The sequence below is a fragment of the Streptomyces sp. NPDC093225 genome, assembly GCF_044753805.1.
Lineage (GTDB): Bacteria > Actinomycetota > Actinomycetes > Streptomycetales > Streptomycetaceae > Streptomyces.
The window spans coordinates 13,069-33,643 of the sequence record NZ_JBIVNX010000048.1 but is presented as its reverse complement, the minus strand read 5'-3'; the positions used below and the strand labels follow the sequence as shown (position 1 = coordinate 33,643).

General features: G+C 74.9%; 16 protein-coding genes and 1 pseudogene. 9 read left to right on the top strand and 8 right to left on the bottom strand.

Features of this window, described 5'->3' with window-relative positions; all coding sequences use genetic code 11:
* The first annotated feature begins 76 nt into the window (after positions 1-76).
* Positions 77-811: a DUF2470 domain-containing protein gene (locus tag ACIQCH_RS31190; RefSeq protein ID WP_402586419.1), complete on the top strand. Its 735-nt coding sequence runs from the start codon at positions 77-79 to the stop codon at positions 809-811.
* 104 nt (positions 812-915) lie between these two features.
* On the opposite strand, the gene ACIQCH_RS31185 is transcribed toward ACIQCH_RS31190, so the two are convergent.
* From ACIQCH_RS31185 to ACIQCH_RS31170, 4 genes are all read right to left on the bottom strand, one after another.
* On the bottom strand, positions 916-2,097 hold the full coding sequence (locus ACIQCH_RS31185) for an alpha/beta hydrolase family protein (RefSeq protein WP_402586417.1): 1,182 nt from the start codon (positions 2,095-2,097) through the stop codon (positions 916-918).
* Between the two features lie 573 nt (positions 2,098-2,670).
* Positions 2,671-3,402: a class I SAM-dependent methyltransferase gene (locus tag ACIQCH_RS31180; protein ID WP_402586415.1), complete on the bottom strand. Its 732-nt coding sequence runs from the start codon at positions 3,400-3,402 to the stop codon at positions 2,671-2,673.
* Entirely contained in the window at positions 3,399-4,028 is a 630-nt protein-coding gene (locus ACIQCH_RS31175) for a DUF2064 domain-containing protein (RefSeq protein ID WP_402586413.1), read from the bottom strand. Before ACIQCH_RS31175 ends, ACIQCH_RS31180 begins: the two co-directional genes overlap by 4 nt.
* Positions 4,025-4,723 carry a glycosyltransferase family 2 protein gene (locus ACIQCH_RS31170; protein WP_402586412.1) on the bottom strand — a complete coding sequence of 233 codons (699 nt, stop codon included), beginning with the start codon at positions 4,721-4,723 and terminating at the stop codon, positions 4,025-4,027. The genes ACIQCH_RS31175 and ACIQCH_RS31170 overlap by 4 nt, the downstream gene beginning before the upstream one ends.
* A 115-nt stretch (positions 4,724-4,838) precedes the next feature.
* Between ACIQCH_RS31170 and ACIQCH_RS31165 the strand changes: the two genes are divergently transcribed.
* Together ACIQCH_RS31165 and ACIQCH_RS31160 are read left to right on the top strand one after the other, a co-directional pair.
* The gene (locus ACIQCH_RS31165) at positions 4,839-5,627 is read left to right on the top strand and encodes a response regulator transcription factor (protein WP_402586410.1); all 789 of its coding nucleotides are present in this window, start codon (positions 4,839-4,841) and stop codon (positions 5,625-5,627) included.
* On the top strand, positions 5,624-6,748 hold the full coding sequence (locus tag ACIQCH_RS31160; protein ID WP_402586408.1) for a sensor histidine kinase: 1,125 nt from the start codon (positions 5,624-5,626) through the stop codon (positions 6,746-6,748). The genes ACIQCH_RS31165 and ACIQCH_RS31160 overlap by 4 nt, the downstream gene beginning before the upstream one ends.
* A 27-nt stretch (positions 6,749-6,775) precedes the next feature.
* Here the strand turns inward: ACIQCH_RS31160 and ACIQCH_RS31155 are convergent.
* Positions 6,776-7,500 (bottom strand): annotated as a pseudogene (locus ACIQCH_RS31155) (NAD-dependent epimerase/dehydratase family protein).
* 355 nt (positions 7,501-7,855) lie between these two features.
* Here ACIQCH_RS31155 and ACIQCH_RS31150 point away from each other — a divergent pair.
* Together ACIQCH_RS31150 and ACIQCH_RS31145 are read left to right on the top strand one after the other, a co-directional pair.
* Positions 7,856-9,499 carry an ABC-F family ATP-binding cassette domain-containing protein gene (locus ACIQCH_RS31150; protein ID WP_402586406.1) on the top strand — a complete coding sequence of 548 codons (1,644 nt, stop codon included), beginning with the start codon at positions 7,856-7,858 and terminating at the stop codon, positions 9,497-9,499.
* Between the two features lie 93 nt (positions 9,500-9,592).
* Positions 9,593-10,597 (top strand): NAD-dependent epimerase/dehydratase family protein, encoded by a 1,005-nt coding sequence (locus ACIQCH_RS31145; protein WP_402586404.1) that lies wholly within the window; start codon positions 9,593-9,595, stop codon positions 10,595-10,597.
* Between the two features lie 62 nt (positions 10,598-10,659).
* On the opposite strand, the gene ACIQCH_RS31140 is transcribed toward ACIQCH_RS31145, so the two are convergent.
* From ACIQCH_RS31140 to ACIQCH_RS31130, 3 genes are all read right to left on the bottom strand, one after another.
* Positions 10,660-11,886 carry a PP2C family protein-serine/threonine phosphatase gene (locus tag ACIQCH_RS31140; RefSeq protein ID WP_402586403.1) on the bottom strand — a complete coding sequence of 409 codons (1,227 nt, stop codon included), beginning with the start codon at positions 11,884-11,886 and terminating at the stop codon, positions 10,660-10,662.
* Positions 11,887-12,079: 193 nt separating this feature from the next.
* Positions 12,080-13,963, bottom strand: a complete 1,884-nt coding sequence (locus ACIQCH_RS31135) for a M1 family aminopeptidase (protein WP_402586401.1) — start codon at positions 13,961-13,963, stop codon at positions 12,080-12,082.
* Between the two features lie 413 nt (positions 13,964-14,376).
* A complete protein-coding gene (locus tag ACIQCH_RS31130) occupies positions 14,377-15,774 on the bottom strand; it encodes an ROK family protein (protein WP_402586399.1) in 1,398 nt (465 codons plus the stop codon).
* 176 nt (positions 15,775-15,950) lie between these two features.
* On the opposite strand from ACIQCH_RS31130, the gene ACIQCH_RS31125 reads away from it, so the two are divergent.
* Genes ACIQCH_RS31125 through ACIQCH_RS31110 form a run of 4 tightly spaced genes read left to right on the top strand, consistent with a single transcriptional unit; the run spans position 15,951 to position 20,575 of the window.
* Entirely contained in the window at positions 15,951-17,279 is a 1,329-nt protein-coding gene (locus tag ACIQCH_RS31125) for an ABC transporter substrate-binding protein (protein ID WP_402586397.1), read from the top strand.
* Positions 17,280-17,290: 11 nt separating this feature from the next.
* Positions 17,291-18,286: a carbohydrate ABC transporter permease gene (locus tag ACIQCH_RS31120; RefSeq protein WP_402586395.1), complete on the top strand. Its 996-nt coding sequence runs from the start codon at positions 17,291-17,293 to the stop codon at positions 18,284-18,286.
* 19 nt (positions 18,287-18,305) lie between these two features.
* Positions 18,306-19,145 (top strand): carbohydrate ABC transporter permease, encoded by an 840-nt coding sequence (locus ACIQCH_RS31115; protein WP_402586458.1) that lies wholly within the window; start codon positions 18,306-18,308, stop codon positions 19,143-19,145.
* A gap of 59 nt (positions 19,146-19,204) precedes the next feature.
* The gene (locus tag ACIQCH_RS31110; RefSeq protein WP_402586393.1) at positions 19,205-20,575 is read left to right on the top strand and encodes a GH1 family beta-glucosidase; all 1,371 of its coding nucleotides are present in this window, start codon (positions 19,205-19,207) and stop codon (positions 20,573-20,575) included.

Genomic DNA, 20,575 nt, shown 5'->3' with positions numbered 1-20,575 from the left:
GTGAAGTAAGGTAAGCCTTACCTAGCCATCCGGGTTGGGTGTGTGTCGCGTCGATCCGTACCCCCGTGGAGTCCAGTTGAGCACCGCAGCCGATGCATCGCCGACCGAGCCGACCGAGCCGACCGCGGCGGAGCGGGTCCGCTCCGTCGTCGCCGCGGCGCATTCCCTGTCCCTCGCCGCGGGAGGCCGCGAGTACGACCTGATCGACGTGCACGCCGTGCGGCGGCGGGGCCGGATCGCGCTCCACCCCGGGCCGGACAGTCCGCTCGCCGCCCTGGTGCGGGAGGCGCCGCGCGGCGGTGTCGCCGCCCTGCTGGAGTTCACCGACATCGCGCCCGTCGCCGTCCGCACCCGGGTGCGGGCCCAGGTCGCGATCTGGGGACGCCTCGCCCCGGACCGCGGCGGGGACGTCAGCTGCCTGCGGCTCGACACCGCACGCGTCACCCTGCGCACCGGGAACGGCCCGGTCGACGTCGGCCTCCACGAGTGGGCCGCGGCCACCCCGGACCCGCTCGCGCTGGAGGAGGCGGCGCTGCTCACGCACCTCGTGGACGCCCACGGGGACATGGTGGCCGGGCTGCTCGCCCTCGCCGGCCCCCGCGTGCGCCGCGGCTGGACCCGAGTCGCCCCCGTCGCGGTGGACCGTCACGGCATCACCCTGCGTTGCGATTACCCCGACGGGTACGCCGACGTGCGCCTCGGGTTCCCTGAACCGGCCGGGAGCGCGGCCGAGGCGGGGGAGAAGCTCTCCAGGCTCCTGATGTCCCCCGCCGCCGCCGCGCCCCGCGCCCACCGGTCACGGCGTTCCTGACCGGCAACCCGGCCGTCTGACCGGCAACCCGGCCGTCTGACCGGCACCAGGCTGTCCGACCGGGACCCGGCCGGCACGGTGACGCTACGGCCGGGGTCCCGGACTCACGGGTGGGTGAAGGCCACCTCCGGGTCGGCCGCCGTCGGCCCGTCCAGCCGCGGTGCGGGCCGGCCCTTCAGCTGCAGGTCGAAGAAGTCGCCCACGTACGCCCGGGTGATCTGCTGCGAACGGGTCCCCGACAGCGGCGTCTCGGGGTGCGGGTAGCCGACCTGGTCCCCGAGCACCGGCCAGTCCGTGAATCCCGGATGCCCCATGCCCGTCACCGTCACCCAGCGCTTCCACCCGTCCAGCCGCGGCCAGGCCTGCGCCCAGCTGGGGTCGTCGAGGTCCGGCGGCAGCAGTGCCGGATCGCCCCCGATGAGCAGGAACGGTCGTCCGCCCAGCCCCTGCTCCGGCAGCGGCGCGAAGAAGGTGCCGTCCAGGTTCACCCCGGCGTCCACCCGCGGGTCGGCCGCCATGGCCGACGCGGCGGAGGCTCCGCCGATGGAGTGCCCCGCCATGCCCACGCGCCGGGCGTCGATCAGCCGGGCGTACCGCCAGGCGGGCCGGTCTCCCGTGAGCCGGTCCAGCAGGAACGACACGTCCCTGGCCCGGCCGTCCGAGACGCGCCCCAGCGACCGGTCCGGGAAGACCTGCGCGCAGGCCTCGCAGCCGAGTGTCCGGCCGCCCGGGAAGCTCGCACCGTCCGCCTCGTAGGCGTGGTCCAACGAGGCCACCACGTAGCCGCGGGAGGCCAGTTCCTCGGCGAGCGTCGTCAGGGAGGACCGGGGCAGGGTGAACCCGGGGGAGAGGACGACCAGCGGAAGGCGGCCGCGTCCCCATCGGGGGAGTGCGCCCTCCCGGGAGTGCGTGCGCACCGCGGCCACCTGCTCGGCGGTCACGTACCGGCCGAGATCGCCGCGGTCGGTGAGCAGGGCCCGGGCCTCCGCCTCCGTCATGTACGCGGCCGGAGTCCCGGTCCCGGCGAGCGCCGGGTAGTACAGCGACGCCATCAACTCGCGGTCGGCGGTGGGGACCCAGGGGTCCTTGCGGCCCTTGTCGACCAGGTGCAGGGTGTCCCGTCCGACCGCGAACTGACCTGTGGGTCGGGGCAGTTCAAGCCGCACCGGACCCGGGGATCCGGCCGTCCCGGCGGCGGCCGCCGCCGTGGTCCCGCCGACCACCATGGCACCTGACAACGCCCATGCCGCCGCCACGCAGGCGATCTTGCGAATGATCTTCCTCATGCGCACACCTTACGGCACGTCAGGTAAGCCTAACCTAACTTAAATTGAGCCACGGCTGGATCCCGCCCTCGCCCGCGTCCGTCGCGGGCACCGGCCGGGCCGCTACCGCCCGGACGGCACGGTCGATGCCGCGTCGCGCGGGCGCCGTACGCCGGCCAGGGCCCCGGGGAGCAGGACGGCCGGCAGGAGTCTGACGACGACCGCCAGGCCCAGCGGGCCGCCGCCGGCGGGGGACCCTGGTCCTGATCACCCTGCCGCTGCCGCTGCTGCTGCGTTCGGGGGCGGCCCCCAACCCCTCGGCGCTGCCCCTGCCGTACGCGCGCAACCTCGTCCTGGTCCTCGCGGTGGTCGCCGTTCTCACCACCGCCCGGGTGGGCGTGACCCACCTACGGCGAAGGCGCCCGCAGGACGGGCGGGCCCGGCCGGTACGGGCCCGGCGGGCCACCGCCCCCGAGACGGGCGCCTGCCCCCCCCCGAGACGGGGCGCCGGGAACCGCGACCCCCGGCGCCCCCGGGCGGCGGTGGCGCCCCGGCCCGGCCTCCCGAGCCGCCCGGCGGCCGTGGCGCGCCGCCTCAGCGCTCGTCGGAGGGCCTGGACCCCGGAACGCAGGAGCCCGGGGACTCCTGAGGGCGGAGGGCGAGTTCGGCGAAGCACCGCCCCGCCGCCGTCCAGGCCCCTGTGACGGCCCAGCCCGCCCGGCCCGCGTGCCGGCGCAGGGCCGCGGGCCCGACCCGGGCCCACGGGAACGGCGTACCGAGGCCGCCCCGCCCGTCGTCCAACCGCACCTCGCACCGCTCGTCCACCTCGACCCCCGCCGTCTCGACCACCAGTCGCCCGCCGGGGGCGAGCAGGCGGGCGGTCCGCCGCAGCAGGGCGACCGGGTCGCCCCCGATGCCGATGTTGCCGTCGACGAGCAGCGCCGTGTCCCAGCGGCGCTCGCCGGGCAGCGGGTCGAAGACGGAACGGCACAGGGCCGTCCCGCCGCGCCGCACGGTCCGGTGCACCGCGGCCGGGCTCACGTCCACCCCCAAGGCCCGGTGGCCCCGCTCGGCCAGTGCCGCCACGAGCCGGCCCGGCCCGCAGCCGATGTCCAGCACCGCGCCCCGGCACCGGGCCAGGACGCTGCCGTCGGCGCCGTCCGCGTCGGCGCACCAGCGCTCCACCTCCAGCGGCAGCAGCCAGCCGTCCGCACGGCGCAGGAACAGCGGCCCGCGCCCCGCGCGCAGCGCCGCCGCGTACGGGTCGTCATGCCAGGCCGGACCCGCCGCCACCGTCCCGCCGCGCGCGGCGGCGACCGTCGTCACCGGGCCGCCCGGGCGGTACCGGCCAGCCGGCGGTGCAGTCCGGCGAACCGCGAGCGCGGCGCACGGGAGGCGACCTCGGCCGCGTCGGCGGCCGTGTCGACGTCCCGCAGCCGCGGCAGCAGACGGGTGCGCAGCCCGGCCGCGCGCAGCCGCCCGTACTGCACGGCCCCGGTCTCCGGTACGGACATGGGCACGCCCAGCAGCAGCGCCGGATCCGGCACCGCCAGGCCCAGGGCCCAGAACCCGCCGTCGGCGGCCGGCCCGAACCACGCCCCGCACCCGCCGAAGTCCAGCGCGGGGGCGAGCAGTTCCGGGGTGACCTGCGGGGTGTCCATGCCGATCAGCAGCGCGGGCCCGGTGCAGTCGGCGAACGCCGCGGCGAGCCGCACGTCGAGCCCGCCCCCGCACTGCGGCACGACCTCGAAGCCGGGCGGCAGCCACGGGCCGGGCTCTCCGTCCAGGACGAGGACGCGCCGGTCGGCCGGAGCGGCCGCGACCGCCGCCAGCGTGTCGGCGAGGGCGGCCGCGGCCAGCGCCGCCGCCTCCTCGGGCGTGAAGGGCGGGGTGAGCCGGGTCTTCACCCGGCCGGGCACGGGCTCCTTGGCGATCACGAGCAGGCTGGTCACCGCGCACCCCCCGCACCCGTGCACGCGGGTTCGGCGAGGACCGCGCGCATGTCGCGCACTGCGTGCCAGGTGCCCCGCCACGTCCCGGTGACCTTGGACTTCCCGGCCCGGGGCAGGTACGGCACGTCCTCCTCCCGCACCCGCCAGCCCGCGTCCGAGGCCCGGACCACCATCTGGAGCGGATAGCCCGACCGCCGGTCGGTCAGGTCCAGTCCGACCAGTGCCTCGCGCCGCGCGGCGCGCAGCGGACCGAGGTCGCGCAACCGCAGCCCGGTGCGGCGGCGCAGCATGCCGGACAGCGCGCGGTTGCCGGCGCGGGCGTGCAGCGGCCAGGCACCCCGCCCCAGGGGCCGGCGCCGCCCGAGTGCGAGATCCGCCTCGCCGGCGGCCACCGACCGGACGAACGGGGCCAGCAGGCCGGGGTCGAGCGAGGCGTCGCAGTCGCAGAAGCAGACGTACTCGGCATCGGAGGCCAGCAGCCCGGCGTGGCAGGCGGCCCCGAAGCCGCGCCGGGGCTCCGGCACCACGGTGGCGCCCAGGGCGCGCGCGATGTCGGCGGATCCGTCGGTGGACCCGTTGTCCACCACCAGGGCCCGCCAGCCGGCGGGGATGCGGGCGAGGACCCAGGGCAGCGCCTCGGCCTCGTTCAGACAGGGAAGGACGACGTCCACGGTGTGTTCGGTCACGACTGACACGGTAGGAATTCCCGCCGGACATAGCGGACATCGACTCCTTACGAAACGCGGACGCCGGCCGCGGGAGGGGACCGCGGCGGGACACCGGACCGCGGCAGCTGCCAGGCTTACGGCCATGAGCACGCCCACTCCGCCCGCCCGGGTCCTCGTCGTCGACGACGACCCGACCGTCGCCGAGGTCGTCACCGGCTACTTGCGCCGGGCCGGCCACCACGTCGACCACGCCCCCGACGGCCCCGGCGCCCTTGCGGCCGCGGCCCGGCACGACCCGGACCTGGTCGTCCTCGACCTCATGCTGCCCGGCATCGACGGCCTGGAGGTGTGCCGCCGGCTGCGCGCCGACCGCCCCGTCCCGGTGATCATGCTCACGGCCCGCGGGGACGAGGACGACCGGATCGCGGGCCTGGAGCTGGGCGCGGACGACTACGTCACCAAGCCCTTCAGCCCGCGCGAGCTGGTCCTGCGGGTGGAGTCCGTGCTGCGCCGCAGCCGGGCCGGGAGCGCTGCCGCGCCCGCCTCGCCGGTCCTGAGCGCGGCCGGCATCAGTGTCGATCCCGAGACCCGCCGCGCCACCAAGCACGGTCGGGAACTCATGCTCACGCTGCGGGAGTTCGACCTGCTCGCACACTTCCTCGGGCACCCCGGCCGGGCCCACGGCCGAGAGGCCCTGATGCGCGACGTGTGGGGCTGGGAGTTCGGCGACCTGTCCACCGTCACCGTCCACGTACGCCGCCTGCGCGCCAAGATCGAGGACGACCCGGCCGCGCCACGGCTCATCCGGACGGTGTGGGGCGTGGGCTACCGCTTCGAGCCGACCGGTCCCGAGCCGACCGGTCCCGAGCCGTCGTTCGGGTCCGCGGTCGACGGGCGGCCGACGGATCGGGCGGAAGGCGGCCGACGGTGAAGGACGTCCTGCTGATCGCGCTCTTCGCCTTCGGCGGAGCGGCCTGCGCCGGCACCCTCGGTGCGCTCGCCCTGCGCCTCCTGCGCCACCGCTCGGTGGCGGTGTCCCTGGCCGTGGTCGCGGCGGTCACCGTCACCGCGATGCTCGCCGGCACCCTCGCCGTGGCCCGGGCGATGTTCCTGTCCCCGCACGACCTGACCGTGGTCACCCTCGTGGTGGCCATGGCCGCCGTCGTCTCCCTCGCCGCCGCCCTGCTGCTGGGCCGCTGGGTGGTGGCCCGCAGCCGGGACCTGGCCCGGGCCGCCCGGGACTTCGGCGCGGACGGAAGCTTCGCCGCACCTCGGACCAGGGCCACCGCCGAACTGGCCGCCCTGGCCGACGAACTGGCCGCCACCAGCGCCAGGCTCACGGCCTCCCGCGAACGCGAGCGCGCCCTGGAAGCCTCCCGGCGCGAACTCGTCGCCTGGATCTCGCACGACCTGCGCACCCCGCTCGCCGGGCTGCGGGCCATGGCCGAGGCCCTGGAGGACGGGGTGGCGGCCGACCCCGCCCGCTACCACCGGCAGATCCGCACCGAGGTCGAACGCCTCGACACCATGGTCGGCGACCTCTTCGAGCTCTCCCGCATCCACGCCGGGGCCCTCGAACTGACGCCCAGCCGCTGCTCGCTCCGGGACCTGGCCGCCGACGCCCTGCTCGGCGCCGACCCGCTCGCCCGGGAGCGCGGCGTACGGCTGCTCGGCGAGGACATCGCCCACGTGCCGGTCGACGTGGACGGCAAGGAGATGACCCGGGTCCTGGCCAACCTCCTCGGGAACGCCATCCGGCACACCCCCGCCGACGGGACCGTCGCCGTCCGCGTCGACCGGGACGACCGGACCGCGGTGCTGTCGGTCACGGACGGCTGCGGCGGCATCCCCGAGGAGGACCTGCCGCGGGTCTTCGACACCGGCTGGCGGGGCAACCCGGCCCGGACGCCCCCGGCCGGCGCCGGACTCGGCCTGGCGATCGTGCGCGGCATCGTCGAGGCCCACGCCGGCCGCGCGTCGGTCCACAACGTGCCGGGCGGCTGCCGCTTCGAGCTGACCCTGCCGCTGGCCGGCGCCCCCGCACGCGCCTGAGCCGTCCCCCCGTCGAGGGGCGATCCCCTACGCGTCCCCGGACGGGGCCCGCTGCGCCGCCCGCGCGAACTCGGCCATGCCTTCGGCGAACCCGACCCGCGGCCGCCAGCCCGTCTCCCGCCGCAGCCGGTCGGAGTCCGCCGTGATGTGCCGGACGTCCCCGAGCCGAAACTCCCCGGTCACCACGGGCCCCGGCCCGCCGTACGCGGCCGCGAGGACGGCGGCCATCTCGCCGACCGTGCGCGGGTCACCGCTGCCGGCGTTGTAGGGCACGTGCACCCCGGCCGGCCGCGCGTCGAGGCCGGCCAGGGCCGCCGTGTTCGCCCGGGCGACGTCACGCACGTGGACGAAGTCCCGACGCTGACCGCCGTCCTCGAAGACCCGCGGGGCTCGCCCCGGGCCAGTGCGGAGCGGAAGTACGACGCCACGCCCGCTTCGGCCATCCCGGCCAGCAGCACCGCCGTTCCCAGGTCGTTGCACGCCACGTACGCCGCCGCGTCCGAGAAGCCCTTCCCGAGCCCGACCATCGCCGCCTGGTGGCACACCGCGTCCACCCCGCGCAGCGCCCCGCGCACGTCCTCGGCGTTCCGGACGTCCCCCCGCACGAACTCCGCGTCCGGCAGCTCGGGCACGCTCGGGTGCGCGGCGGGCAGCAGCGCGTCCAGCACCACCGCCTCGTGCCCCTCGGCGACCAGTGCGGCCACGACGTGCGACCCGATGAACCCCCCTCCGCCGGTGACAAGCACTCGCATGCCACCCGACGCTACGCGCCCGCACACCGCGCCGAGAGCTCCCGCTCGGGCCCGTAGGGCTTCCGTCACCTCCCCGCCCGCGCGGACGGGCCGGCGCGCTCCGGCGCCGTCCGGCGGCGGACAAATCACGTGAAGGCGGCCGGGCGGGCTGTTAGCGTGGGACCGACGCCGACCGACGAACGAGGAGCAGCAGACGTGGTAGGGGACGACGACATCTCCGGGTGAGACCCGGAGGCGGTCCGACCGCCGGCGCGTGCGAGTGGGCACGGCCCGGGCGGTCCCGCAGTCATCCCTTCCGTCCCGTCTCCCAGGGCAGTGGATCCGCCCTGCCCTCCTCCCCGTACGAGGTCGCCCCATGTCCACGCTTTCCCGCGCCGCCCTCACCTGCTCGAACCTGTCCTTCTCGTGGCCGGACGGCACCCCGGTCCTCGAGGACCTGTCCTTCTCCCTCGGCCCGGGCCGCACGGGGCTGGTCGCCCCCAACGGGTCCGGCAAGAGCACCCTGCTCAAGGTGATCGCCGGCGAACTCCGCCCCCGGGCGGGCTCGGTGTCGGTGACCGGCACCCTCGGCCACCTCCCGCAGACCCTGCCGCTGACCGGCGACCGCACCGTGGCCGAGGTGCTGGGCGTCGCGGCGGTCGTCCGGGCCATCGACGCCGTCGAGGCGGGGGACGCGACCGAAGCGCACTTCACCACCATCGGCGACGACTGGGACATCGAGGAACGCACCCGCGCCCAGCTCGACCGGCTCGGCCTCGGCGACCTCGCCCTGGGCCGTCCCCTGCACACCCTGAGCGGCGGCCGGACCGTCTCCCTCGGCCTCGCCGCCCAGTTGCTGAAGCGCCCCGACGTCCTCCTCCTCGACGAGCCCACCAACAACCTCGACCTGGACGCCCGGCACACGCTCTACGACGTGCTCGACGACTACCACGGCTGCCTGCTGCTGGTCAGCCACGACCGTGCGCTGCTCGACCGGATGGACCGCATCGCCGATCTCGCCCGCGGCGAACTCCGCTTCTACGGCGGCAACTTCACCGCGTACGAGACCGCGGTGCGAGCGGAGCAGGAGGTCGCCGAGAAGAACGTCCGCAGCGCCGAACAGGACCTGAAGCGCGAGAAGCGCGAGCTGCAGCAGGCCCGGGAGCGCGCCGAGCGCCGCCAGAACAACGCCGCCCGCACCCTCAAGAACGCCGGCCTGCCCCGCATCGTCGCCGGGAACATGAAGCGCGGAGCACAGGAGTCGGCCGGCCGGGCCGGGCAGACCCACGCCACCCGCGTCGGCGACGCCAGGGCCCGCCTCGACGCGGCGGAGCGCGGTCTGCGCGACGACCAGCGCCTCGTGCTCGACCTCCCGGACACCGGCGTCCCGGCCGGCCGCACCGTCTTCCTCGGCGAAGGCATGCGGGTCCGGCTCGGCGACCGGCCCGTCTTCGGACACCCGGGCGTCGACCTCACCATCCGCGGCCCCGAACGCATCGCCCTGACCGGGCCGAACGGTGCGGGCAAGAGCACCCTGCTGCGCCTGCTCAACGCCGACCTCGCCCCGGACACGGGCGCGACGAGCCGGGCCGAGGGCCGGATCGCCCACCTCTCGCAGCGCCTGGACCTGCTGGACCCGCGGCGCACCGTCGCCGAGAACTTCGCCGACTCCGCACCCCACCGGCCGGAGGCGGAACGGCTCACCCTGCTCGCCCGCTTCCTCTTCCGCGGCGCCCGCGCGCACCTGCCGGTACGGGCCCTTTCCGGCGGGGAGCGGCTGCGGGCCACCCTGGCCTGCGTGCTGTACGCCGAACCGGCCCCCCACCTCCTGCTCCTCGACGAGCCGACCAACAACCTCGACCTCGTCAGCACCGGACAACTGGAAAGCGCGCTGAACTCCTACCGGGGGGCCTTCGTCGTCGTCAGCCACGACGAGCGGTTCCTCCACGCGATCGGTGTGGACCGCTGGCTGCGCCTGTCCGACGGCGCACTGTCCGAGACCGGCCGACCGCCGCGCTGAAGCCCGGGCCGGCGGCTTTGCCCGGGGCGAACACGCGTACGCCCTGGGTGAAGCCGTGCCCGGAAGCCCGCCGGGCCGTGATGGGGTGGGCCCATGGACATTCTGGTGCTGGGCGGGACGGCATGGGTGGGCCGCGAGGTGTCGCGGCAGGCGGTGGAGCGCGGGCACCGGGTGACGTGCCTCGCCCGCGGGGAGAGCGGCGCGGTGGCCGAGGGCGCCCGCCTGGTGGCCGCCGACCGGCGTTCGGCGGCGGCGTACGACGAGGTGGCGGACCGGGACTGGGACGCCGTCCTCGAGGTGTCGTGGCAGCCGGGATTCGTGCGCGGAGCGTTGGCGGCCCTGGGGGACCGGGCGGGCCACTGGTCGTACGTCTCCTCGGTCAGCGCGTACGCCTCGCACGCCGTACCGGGTGCCGACGAGTCGGCCGCACTCCTCCCGGCGGCGGAGCAGGACGAGGTCGACCGGGAGGCGTACGGCGGGGCGAAGGTGGCCTGCGAGGAGGCCTCGCGGGCGGTGGTGCCGGACCGGCTGCTGATCGCCCGGGCGGGCCTGATCGGCGGGCCCGGGGACCACAGCGGCCGGACCGGCTACTGGGTGGCCCGCGCGGCCCGCGACCCGCAGGCCCCCTTGCTGGTGCCCGGCCCGGCAGGCCTGCCCACCCAGACGGTGGACGCCCGGGACCTGGCGGCCTGGCTCCTGGACTGCGCGGAACGCGGCACGACCGGGACGTACGACGCGGTCGGGCCGGTCGTGCCGTTCGGCGAGTGGGTCGGACTCTCGCGCGCGGTGGGCGGCCACACCGGACCGGTCGTCACGCCGGACCCCGACTGGCTGACCGCCCGGGAGGTGGGCCAGTTCATGGGCCCGGAATCGCTGGCGATGTGGCTGGCGGACCCGGAGTGGGCGGGGTTCAGCGCGCGCAGCGGCGCGGCCGCAGCCGCGGCCGGCCTGCGGCACCGGCCGCGCGCCGACCTCCTGGCGGACGTCCTGCGCTGGGAGCGCGCGGAGGGCCTGGACCGCCCCCGCCGCGCCGGACTCAGCCACGCCCGCGAAGCCGCGCTCCTGGCCGAACTCGCTCAGGGGGCGTCCGGCGGATGAGGGGGGTGTCCGGCGGATGAGGGCCGGACAGCCCCTGGCCGGGACGGAGCGGCGAGGCGGACTCAGATGCGGATGACCACCAGGGCCGCGTCGTCGGTGGCGCCGGCGGCGGGGAGCAGGTCCAGCAGCAGCGCGTCGGCGAGTCGCTCGGGCCCGAGCGTGCGGTGCGCGGCGAGCGAGTCGGCCAGGCGCGCCAGGCCGATGTCGATGTCCTCGTACCGGCGCTCGATCAGGCCGTCGGTGTAGAGCACGAGGGTGTCCCCGCTGCTGCAGGCGTGCTGTGCCTGGGGTCGCGCCACGTGCTCGGGTCGTGCCCCGAGGGGCGGGTCGGTGGCCCGGTCCAGGAACTCCACCGTGCCGCCGTGGCGCAGCAGCGCGGGCGGGGGATGGCCGGCGCTGCTGTACGTGAGGGTGCCGCCGGCCCGGTCGATGTGCACGGACACCGCGGTCGTCGACTCTGCGCCGTCGACCGACCGGGCGTACAGCCCCAGGGCCTCCAGGGCCTGCGCCGGCCCGGTGGAGGTGAGCGAGGCGGCGCTGAGCGCGCTGCGCAGCTGCCCCATGACCCCCGCGGCCGCCAGTCCGTGCCCCACGACGTCGCCGACGGCCACCGACATGGTCCCGTCCGGCAGCTCGACGAGGTCGTACCAGTCACCGCACACGTTCAGCGCACCGACGGCCGGCTGGTAGCGGACCGCCGTCTGGTGGTGCTCCGTCAGGCGCGGGGCGGGCAGCATGGCGTCCTGGAGGGCGAGCGCGACCGACCGCTCCCGGGCGTGGGCCTGCCGCAGCCGCTGGTTGGCCTCCTGGAGTTCCCGCGACCGGGTGTACAGCTCGGCCTCCAACACGCGGGCCCGGTCCCCGGCCGCCCGGCCCCGGGCCCGGATCAGCTCGGTGACCTCCTCCACCCGGTGGACCAGCAGTACGACCCGCCCCTCGGCGTCCAGGACCGGGGCGTTGATCGGGCTCCAGTACCGCTCCTCCCACTCGCCGGGGCGGTCGGCGGACTCGACGTCGTAGCGCTGCAGCGCCATGGTGTCCCGCTCCCCGGAGGCCAGGACGCGCCGGAGGGAGGCCGCCAGGTTGGTGGCCCCCGAGGCGCTGGGATCGTTCGGGTTGTCCGGGAACACGTCGAACAGGTAGCGGCCGATCAGCCCCTCGCGCGGACGACCGGAGTTGGTGACGAAGTCGTCGTTGGCGTCCGAGTACACCAGCTCCGGCGTCAGCAGTGCCACCATCCCCGGCAGCGCCTGGAACACCGCCCGGTAGTCGATCGCCGGATCACTCACGCGCACGTCCTCGTCTCCCGGGCCCCGCGCCCGGGCCCACGATACGAGCCGGACGCGCGGCTCGGTGGCGTCGACCGCCCGCTGTCACACCTCCGGCCCATCCACGGCGGCGCGGCCGGTCCGCCGGGGCGGGTGACCCCGGCGGACCGGCGCGTGGCGCGTCGCGGCGCGGCGCGGCGCGGCGTACCGTGCGTCAGCCCTCGATGCGGTGCTGGGTCCAGAACGAGGTCAGGTCGGTCGCCGTCGCCGCCTGCGCGGCCGCCTTGAACTCGGCCGTGGTGGACACGCCGTACCAGTGCGCCGTGGCGTAGTCCTTCAGCAGCGTGGCCATCGCGGTGTCGCCGAGCACCCGCCGCAGGTCGTGCAGGGCGCACTTGCCGTAGCCGTACACGACGGTCGAGTACCGGGACGAGTGGGCGTCCCAGTACGCCATCGAGTTGGTGATCTTCTCGGCGGACGACGCCCACGAGACGCCGTTCCAGCAGTTGGTGCCGGTCTTGCCCAGCGCCAGGTCGGTGGCGTAGTCGGTGAACGCCTCGTCCAGCCACGGGCTCGCGTACTCGTCGTCGCCGACGATGCCGTACCACCACTGGTGGCCGATCTCGTGGGTGAGGGCGGTGGTGCTCACGAGGTCGAGGACGAAACCGGGGTACTCCATGCCCCCGAACCAGTAGTTGTTGTCGATGATCGCGTCGAGCTCGCCGTACGGGTACGCCCCGAAGCGCGCGGCGTGGGCGTCGACGGCGTTCTTCGCGGTGGTCAGCATGGACTGGGAGTCGGCGGAGCTGATCCCGGACACCGAGTAGATCGTGATCGGGGTCCCGCCGGCCGAGGTGCCGGAGATCTTGCTGAACGGGCCGGCGCCCCAGGCGAAGTCGCGCACCTTGGACGCGGACGCCGTGGTGACCGTACGCCCGCTGGTGCCCGGGGTGTCGACCGACGTGCCGGTGGCCGGCACCAGCAGGCCGGAGGGGTGGTCCAGGGCCACGCTGAAGTCGGCGGCCAGCGAGTAGAAGGACTCGCCGTTGTTGGTGTACGGGTCCAGGTGCCAGCCCGCGCCGTCCCGGACCGCGAGGACGGGCAGGGCGTTGCCGATGTTGCTGAACGCCCCGTCGTGGCCGAACCGGTCCGCCCCGCTGGGCACGGTGATCGCCAGGTCGAACCCGATCGTGGCGCCCTGGCCCTGGGCGAGCGGGGTGGGCAGGTCGATCCTGAGGGCGGTGCAGGCGACCGACAGCGCGCCGGCCGTGCCGCCGGTGACGTTGCTGACGGTGATCGGCATGGCCGAGCAGCTGCCGTGGTAGTTGTCCCACAGCCTCAGGTACACCTCGCTCAGCGGGGTGGCGGAGGCGTTGGTGAACGAGGCGCTCTCGTGGCCGGTCCACACGAAGCCGCTCGTGTCGCTGCTGAGGTTGACGGTGTACGAGGGCGCGGCCGGCGTCCGGGTGGAGTCCGTCGGCGGGACCGTACCGCCGGAGGTGTCGAGGGCGACGTCGTCGACGACGAAGCTGGTCTGGAGGCTGGAGTCCTCGGAGCCGGTGAACGCGACGGTGACGGTCTGGCCGGCGAAGGCCGAGACGTCGAACGACTTCTGCACGTACCCGGTGTTCTTGTCGAGGTTGGAGTACGTCGCGAGCGTCGTGCTCCCGATCTTCGCCGTCAGGGTGTCGTACCTGACCGACGAGGTCCGCTCGGCGGTGTCGACGTGCAGCCAGAAGCTGAGGGTGGCGGTGCTGCATCCGGACGGGACCGCGACGCTCTGGGAGAGCGTGTCGGTGTGCGTGCGGCCGGTGCCGTCGAGCCAGGCGAAGTAGCCGCCGCCGTGGGCGCTCTGGCCGGAGCGGTTGGTGATCAGACCGGTCTGCGACTGGCTCCAGGGCGAAGTGCCGCTCTCGAAACCGCCGTTGGCGACGACCTGCGCCGGGGTGCAGGCGGCGGCCGGCCGCGTGGCCGTGGCCGTGGCCGTAGCCGTAGCCGTGGCCGCGGCGGCCGGTGCCGCGGGCAGCAGTGCGGCCGCGGCCAACGCGGCGACGGCGCTCAGGGTCGCGACGAAGGCCTTGTGGGGGGTGGCTCTCACACGTAACTCCTTCTCGGCGGCCGGGATTCCGGCCTGCTCGGTGGCCGCCCGGCACCGGCCGGGTACGCCGGCGGACGGCCGCGGGCGGCGCCCCGTGCGCGCGGGCGCCGTGGTGAGACGTGCCGTGTCCCCGGGTCGGGGACACACCGCTACGCAGCCTCGCAGCGTTGACCGGAACATGCCATCCAGGAGCAGGTAAAGCGTTCCTCCCCGTCGGACCGGGTGCGGACGGGCGGAGACCTCCGCCGTCATCGGCGGCGGGTCGTGCGCCACGGGCGCCTGCCGCGGCTCATGCCCGCCGACGGCACGGACGGGAGTGCGGGCCGATCCGCCCGCGCGGCGGCACGCGTCGGCGCCGGAGCGGTCCCCTGCCGGAGCCGCTCGAACGCGTCAGGCCCCGGCGGCCGGCCCGGTCAGCCCCCGGTACGTCCCCGCACCGCCGACTGCCAGTCGGGGGCGGGCGCTTCGGGGAGCGCGGCGGGGCGGCGGCCGCCGCGGGCGAAGAAGTCCGCGAGGGGCTGGATGGCCGCACCGATCGTGACCGCGTCCGGGCCGAGCGCGCCCAGGCCGATCGAGGCCCGGGAGGCGGGGTAGCGCAGCGCGTTGGCGGTCGCGTGCTCCTTCACCCGGTCGAGGAAGCGGGCCCCGAGCTGGAGGCCCGCCCAGCCGCCGACCAGGATGCGGTCCGGCTGGAAGAGGTTGATCAGGTCGGCGAGGCCGGCCCCCAGGTACTCGGCCGTCTCCTCCAGCAGCGCCGTGGCCGCCGCCTCCGGCGCGACCGCCACCGGGCCGTCCGCGGCGCCGTCGCCGGTCGCCCGGCCGTCCGCCCCCCGCCGGTCCGCCGTCCGGCCGTCCGGCTCGGGGCCGCCGCCCGACGCGGGGTAGGCGGCGGCGAGCAGCGCCGCCAGGGCGGCTTCCTGGTCCGCGCCGGCGGGCGGGTTGCCGCCCGCCTCCCGCCACCGCTCCAGCAGGGCCTCGGCCCCCGCGTACGCCTCCAGGCAGCCCCGGGCCCCGCAGCGGCAGCGCCGCCCGCGCACCTGCACCGTGAGGTGGCCCCACTCGACGGCCCGCCCGGGGCCTGTGTCGTCGGTGACGACACAGGCGCCGACGCCGGAGCCGAAGAGCACGAACACCGCGCTGTCCGCGCCGCGTCCGGCGCCGAACCACATCTCCGCCTGGCCGAGCGTCTTGGCGCCGTTGTCGATGCGGTACGGCACCTCCGCCGGCAGCGCCCCCGTGTCCCGCAACAGCCGCTCCAGCGGGACGGCGTCCCAGCCGATGGTCTGCCCGTGCACGACCGTGCCGTGCTGTGCGGTGTGCTCCACGATGCCCGGGACGCCGATGCCGACGCCGAGCAACCGGTCGGCCGGCACGCCCGCCGTCGCCAGCACCTCGGCGATGCCCTCGCGGATGTGGCCGACGACCACCGAGACCTCGTACGGATCGTGCGGTCGCGTCCCGGCCGCGGCCAGCGGACGCTCCACCCGGGCGAGCTCGGTGAGCGCCAGGTCGAACAGTTCGACCCGGATCCGCGTCTCGCCCACGTCCACCCCGATCATGCAGCCGCTGCCGGCGCTGATCCGGAGCAGGGTGCGCGGCCGGCCGCCGGCCGAGTCCACGCTGCCGGCCTCCTCCACCAGGCCCTCGGCCAGGAGCTCGGCGACCACGTTGCTGACCGAGCCGGAGCTGAGCCCGGTGGCGGGGCCGAGGGCGAAGCGGCTCAGCGGGCCGTCGAAGTACAGCCGCCGCAGCACCGCCGTGCGGTTCTCCCGGCGCAGGTCCCGCACCGTCCGGCCGCTTCTCGCTTCCACCCTGCCGCCCCCTGAACGCCGTTGATAGCCGTTGGCCGTCGCTTCCCTGCGTGCACGATACCGCTGCCGCAGCCCTTGACGCGCCCTTCTCTTCCGCTTTAACTCACATCTTAAATTAAGTCGGCTCCACCGTGTACTCCTTCCCTCCGCCACCTCCGAAAGGGTTCCGACGAGCCATGCGCACACGCAGGATCAGAGTCGCCGCCACCACAGCCGTCGTCCTCTCCCTCACCGTCGCCGCGACGGCCTGCGGCGGCGGCACCGCCGGGACCTCCGGATCCGGCGGGGGAGGCTCGACGAAGACCCTGACGTACTGGGCCTCCAACCAGGGCCCCGGCATCGAGGCCGACAAGAAGGTCCTCCAGCCCGAGCTCGACCGCTTCACGCAGCGGACCGGCATCAAGGTCAAGCTCGAGGTCGTGCCCTGGTCGGACCTGCTCAACCGGATCCTCACCGCCACCACCTCCGGCCAGGGGCCCGACGTCCTCAACATCGGCAACACCTGGAGCGCCTCCCTGCAGGCGACCGGCGCCCTGCTGCCCTGGGACGGCAAGAACTTCGCGGCGATCGGCGGCCGCGACCGCTTCGTCGACTCCGCGCTCGGCTCCACCGGCTCCCGCGGCGCGGACCCCGCGGCCGTGCCCCTCTACTCGATGGCCTACGCGCTCTACTACAACAAGAAGATGTTCCGGCAGGCCGGCATCACCAAGCCGCCCACCACCTGGGACGAACTCGTCGCCGACGGAAAGCGGCTCACCGCGCACGGCGGCTCCGCCATCGGCGTCGAGGGCGCCAACCTCGCGAACAACATCCACCAGGTCTACGTCCTCGCCAAGCAGCACGGCGGCGACTTCTTCACCCCCGACGGCAAGGCCGACTTCACGTCCGACGCGGCCGTCGCCGCGGTCAAGCAGTACGTCGACCTGATGGCCGCCCACAAGATCGTCGCCCCCGGCAACGCCGAGTACGCCCAGAACCAGTCGCTGAGCGACTTCGCCAAGGGCCGCACCGCCATGGTCCTGTGGCAGACGCCCACCGCCACCTTCGCCTCCCAGGGCATGACCGAGGACGAGTGGGGCGTCGCGCCCGTGCCCGTACCCTCGGGCGCGCCCGGCCGGGGCACGTCCGTCAACTCCATGGTCGCCGGCATCAACATGGCCGTCTTCAAGAACACGAGGAACCTCGAGGGCGCCCTCGAATTCGTCAAGTTCATGACCAGCGACGAAGAGCAGAAGACCCTCAACAAGGCCTACGGCTCGATGCCGTCCGTCAAGGGTGCCCAGGCGGACCCCGCCTTCGCCACCCCGTCCCTCACCGTCGTCCGCGACACCCTGGCCACCAGCGCCGTCCCCCTCCCGCAGGTCGCGCAGGAGTCCCAGTTCGAGACCGTCGTGGGCACCGCCGTCAAGAAGCTCTTCGCCGACGCCGCGGCCGGCCGCCCCCTCACCACCGAGGCGGTCCGCGCCGAGCTCGACGAGGCCCAGCAGCAGATGCCGGATCAGTGACGGACGCGCCGATGACCATCACCGTCACACCACCGGCCGAGGAGCCGGCGCTCCGGGCGGAGCCGGACCCGGCGGCGGGCACCCCGCGCCGCCGCCGGCGCCCGCACCCCGCCCGGCTGCCCTACCTCCTGCTCCTGCCCGCCCTGCTCCTCGAACTCCTCGTCCACCTCGTGCCGATGCTCATCGGCGCCGTCATGAGCTTCAAGGAACTGACCCAGTTCCACATCGCCCACTGGACCGACGCACCCTGGGCCGGCCCGGACAACTACGCCGTCTCCGTGGACTTCCACGCCCCCGTCGGCGCCGCCCTGCTCAGGTCCTTCGCCACCACCTGCGTGTTCACCCTGTCCTCGGTCGCCCTGTGCTGGCTGCTCGGCACCGCCGCCGCCCTCTTCCTCCAGGAGTCCTTCCGCGGCCGCGGCCTGCTGCGCACCCTGTTCCTCGTCCCGTACGCGCTGCCCGTCTACGCCGCCGTCATCACCTGGGCGTTCATGTTCCAGCGGGACAACGGCCTGGTGAACCACGTGCTCCACGACCAGCTCGGCATCGGCGCCACCGCGCCGTTCTGGCTGATCGGGGACAACGGCTTCTGGGCCCTCCTGGCCGTCTCGGTCTGGCGGGGCTGGCCGTTCGCCTTCCTGATCGTGATGGCCGGCCTGCAGAACGTCCCCCGCGACCTGTACGAGGCGGCCGCCCTCGACGGCGCCGGCACCTGGCGGCAGATCCGGCACGTCACCCTGCCCGCGCTCCGGCCCGTCAACCAGGTCCTCGTCCTGGTGCTCTTCCTGTGGACCTTCAACGACTTCAACACGCCGTTCGTGCTCTTCGGCAAGGCCGCCCCGGAGTCCGCGGACCTGATCTCCCTGCACATCTACCAGTCCTCGTTCCAGACCTGGAACTTCGGCACCGGCTCGGCCATGTCCGTCCTGCTGCTGCTCTTCCTGCTGCTCGTCACGGGCGCGTACCTGCTGCTTACCACCCGGGGGAGGAAGCCCGCCGATGCCTAGCCCCCGTCCGCGCTCGCCCATGGCCCCGCCCCGCTCGTTCCTGTGGGCCCGTCGGGTCTTCCTCACCCTTCTCACCGGCTTCGTGCTGCTCCCGGTCTACGTCATGGTGTCCGGCTCCCTGAAGCCGCTGGAGGACGTGTCCGGAACGTTCCGCTGGCTGCCCTCGGGGCTCACCGTGCGCCCGTACGCCGACATCTGGCGCACCGTCCCGCTCGCCGACTACTTCGTCAACTCCCTCGTCGTGGCGGGCCTGGCCACGGTCTGTTCGGTCGCCGTCGCGGTCCTCGCCGCGTACGCCGTCAGCCGCCACTCCTTCCGCGGCCGGCGGGTGTTCACCGTCACCGTGCTCTCGACGCAGATGTTCCCCGGCATCCTCTTCCTCCTGCCGCTCTTCCTGATCTACGTCAACATCGGCAACGCCACCGGGATCGCCCTCTTCGGATCCCGCGGCGGCCTCGTCCTCACCTACCTGACGTTCTCCCTGCCGTTCTCCGTCTGGATGCTGATCGGGTACTTCGACTCCATCCCGCGCGACCTCGACGAGGCGGCCCGGGTCGACGGCTGCGGCCCCCTCGGCGCCCTGTTCCGGGTCATCGTCCCGGCCGCCGTCCCCGGCATCGTCGCCGTCGCCGTGTACGCCTTCATGACCGCCTGGGGCGAGGTGCTCTTCGCGTCCGTGATGACCAACGACACCACCCGCACCCTGGCCGTCGGCCTCCAGGGCTACGCCACCCAGAACGACGTCTACTGGAACCAGGTCATGGCCGCCTCGCTGGTCGTCAGCGTCCCCGTCGTGGCCGGCTTCCTGCTGCTCCAGCGCTACCTCGTCAGCGGCCTGACCGCCGGCGCCGTGAAGTGACCCGGCCCGTCCGCTCGCCCCTCCCGTCCCGACACGCCACACCACCGAAAGGGTCCACCGTGTCCGCTCCCGCCGCCGCTCCCGCCCTCGACCTCGCGGCGTTCCCGCCCGGCTTCTCCTGGGGCACCGCCACCTCCGCGTACCAGATCGAGGGGGCCGTCGCCGCCGACGGGCGCGGACCGTCCATCTGGGACACGTTCTCCCGCACCCCCGGTGCCGTCGCGGGCGGCGACCACGGGGACACGGCCTGCGACCACTACCACCGCTGGCCCGAGGACATCGCCCTGATGCGCCGCCTGGGCACGGACGCCTACCGCTTCTCCATCGCCTGGCCACGGATCCTGCCCACCGGCGACGGCCCCCTCAACGAGGCCGGACTCGACTTCTACGACCGCCTGGTCGACGGCCTCCTGGAGGCCGGGATCACCCCGTCGGCCACCCTCTACCACTGGGACCTGCCCCAGGCCCTCCAGGACCGCGGCGGCTGGGCCACCCGCGGGACCGCCGAGCACTTCGCCGTCTACGCCGGCACGGTCGCCGCCCGGCTCGGCGACCGCGTCACCCAGTGGGCCACCCTCAACGAACCCCTCTGCTCCGCCTGGATCGGCCACCTCGAGGGCCTGATGGCCCCCGGCCTCACCGACCTGGCCACCGCCGTCCGCGCCTCGTACCACCTGCTGCTCGGCCACGGACTCGCCGCCCGCGCGATCCGCGCCGTCGCCCCCGCCGCCCGGATCGGCCTGGTCACCAACCACTCCACCGTCACCCCGGCCTCCGACCGGCCCGAGGACGTGGCCGCCGCGGCCCGGATGGACGGCCACACCAACCGCTGGTGGCTCGACCCCGTGTACGGCCGCGGATTCCCGGCCGACATGCGCGAGGTCTACCGCGTCGACCTGCCCGAACGACCCACCGACGCGGCGGTCCTCGCCACCCCCCTCGACTGGCACGGCGTCAACTACTACTTCCCGGTGACCGTGGCCGACGACCCGGGCGGCCCGGTTCCGCACGCCCACGAGGTGCGTCTGCCCGGCGTGCCGCGCACGGCCATGGACTGGGCCGTCGACCCCGCCGGCCTGGAGTCCGTACTGCTCCGGCTCACTGAGGAGTACGGCGCCCGCTGCCTCTACGTCACCGAGAACGGCTCCGCCTTCGACGACCGCCCCGGCCCGGACGGCACCGTCGACGACCCCGAGCGCGCCGCCTACCTGGAGGCCCACATCGCCGCCTGCGCCCGCGCGATCCGCAAGGGCGCGCCGCTGGCCGGCTACTACGCCTGGTCCCTGCTGGACAACTTCGAGTGGGCGTACGGCTACGCCAAGCGCTTCGGCCTGGTCCACGTCGACTACGCCACCCAGCGCCGCACCCCGAAGTCCAGCGGCCTGCGTTACGCCGACCTCATCCGCCGCCACCGCGCGCAGGCGGGCTGA

Bases quoted from the DNA above. Each gene is read 5' to 3' on its own strand.
- ACIQCH_RS31185 (WP_402586417.1), bottom strand. From the start codon at position 2,097: ATGAGGAAGATCATTCGCAAGATCGCCTGCGTGGCGGCGGCATGGGCG.
- ACIQCH_RS31165 (WP_402586410.1), top strand. From the start codon at position 4,839: ATGAGCACGCCCACTCCGCCCGCCCGGGTCCTCGTCGTCGACGACGAC.
- ACIQCH_RS31150 (WP_402586406.1), top strand. From the start codon at position 7,856: ATGTCCACGCTTTCCCGCGCCGCCCTCACCTGCTCGAACCTGTCCTTC.
- ACIQCH_RS31145 (WP_402586404.1), top strand. From the start codon at position 9,593: ATGGACATTCTGGTGCTGGGCGGGACGGCATGGGTGGGCCGCGAGGTG.
- ACIQCH_RS31125 (WP_402586397.1), top strand. From the start codon at position 15,951: ATGCGCACACGCAGGATCAGAGTCGCCGCCACCACAGCCGTCGTCCTC.
- ACIQCH_RS31120 (WP_402586395.1), top strand. From the start codon at position 17,291: ATGACCATCACCGTCACACCACCGGCCGAGGAGCCGGCGCTCCGGGCG.
- ACIQCH_RS31115 (WP_402586458.1), top strand. From the start codon at position 18,306: ATGGCCCCGCCCCGCTCGTTCCTGTGGGCCCGTCGGGTCTTCCTCACC.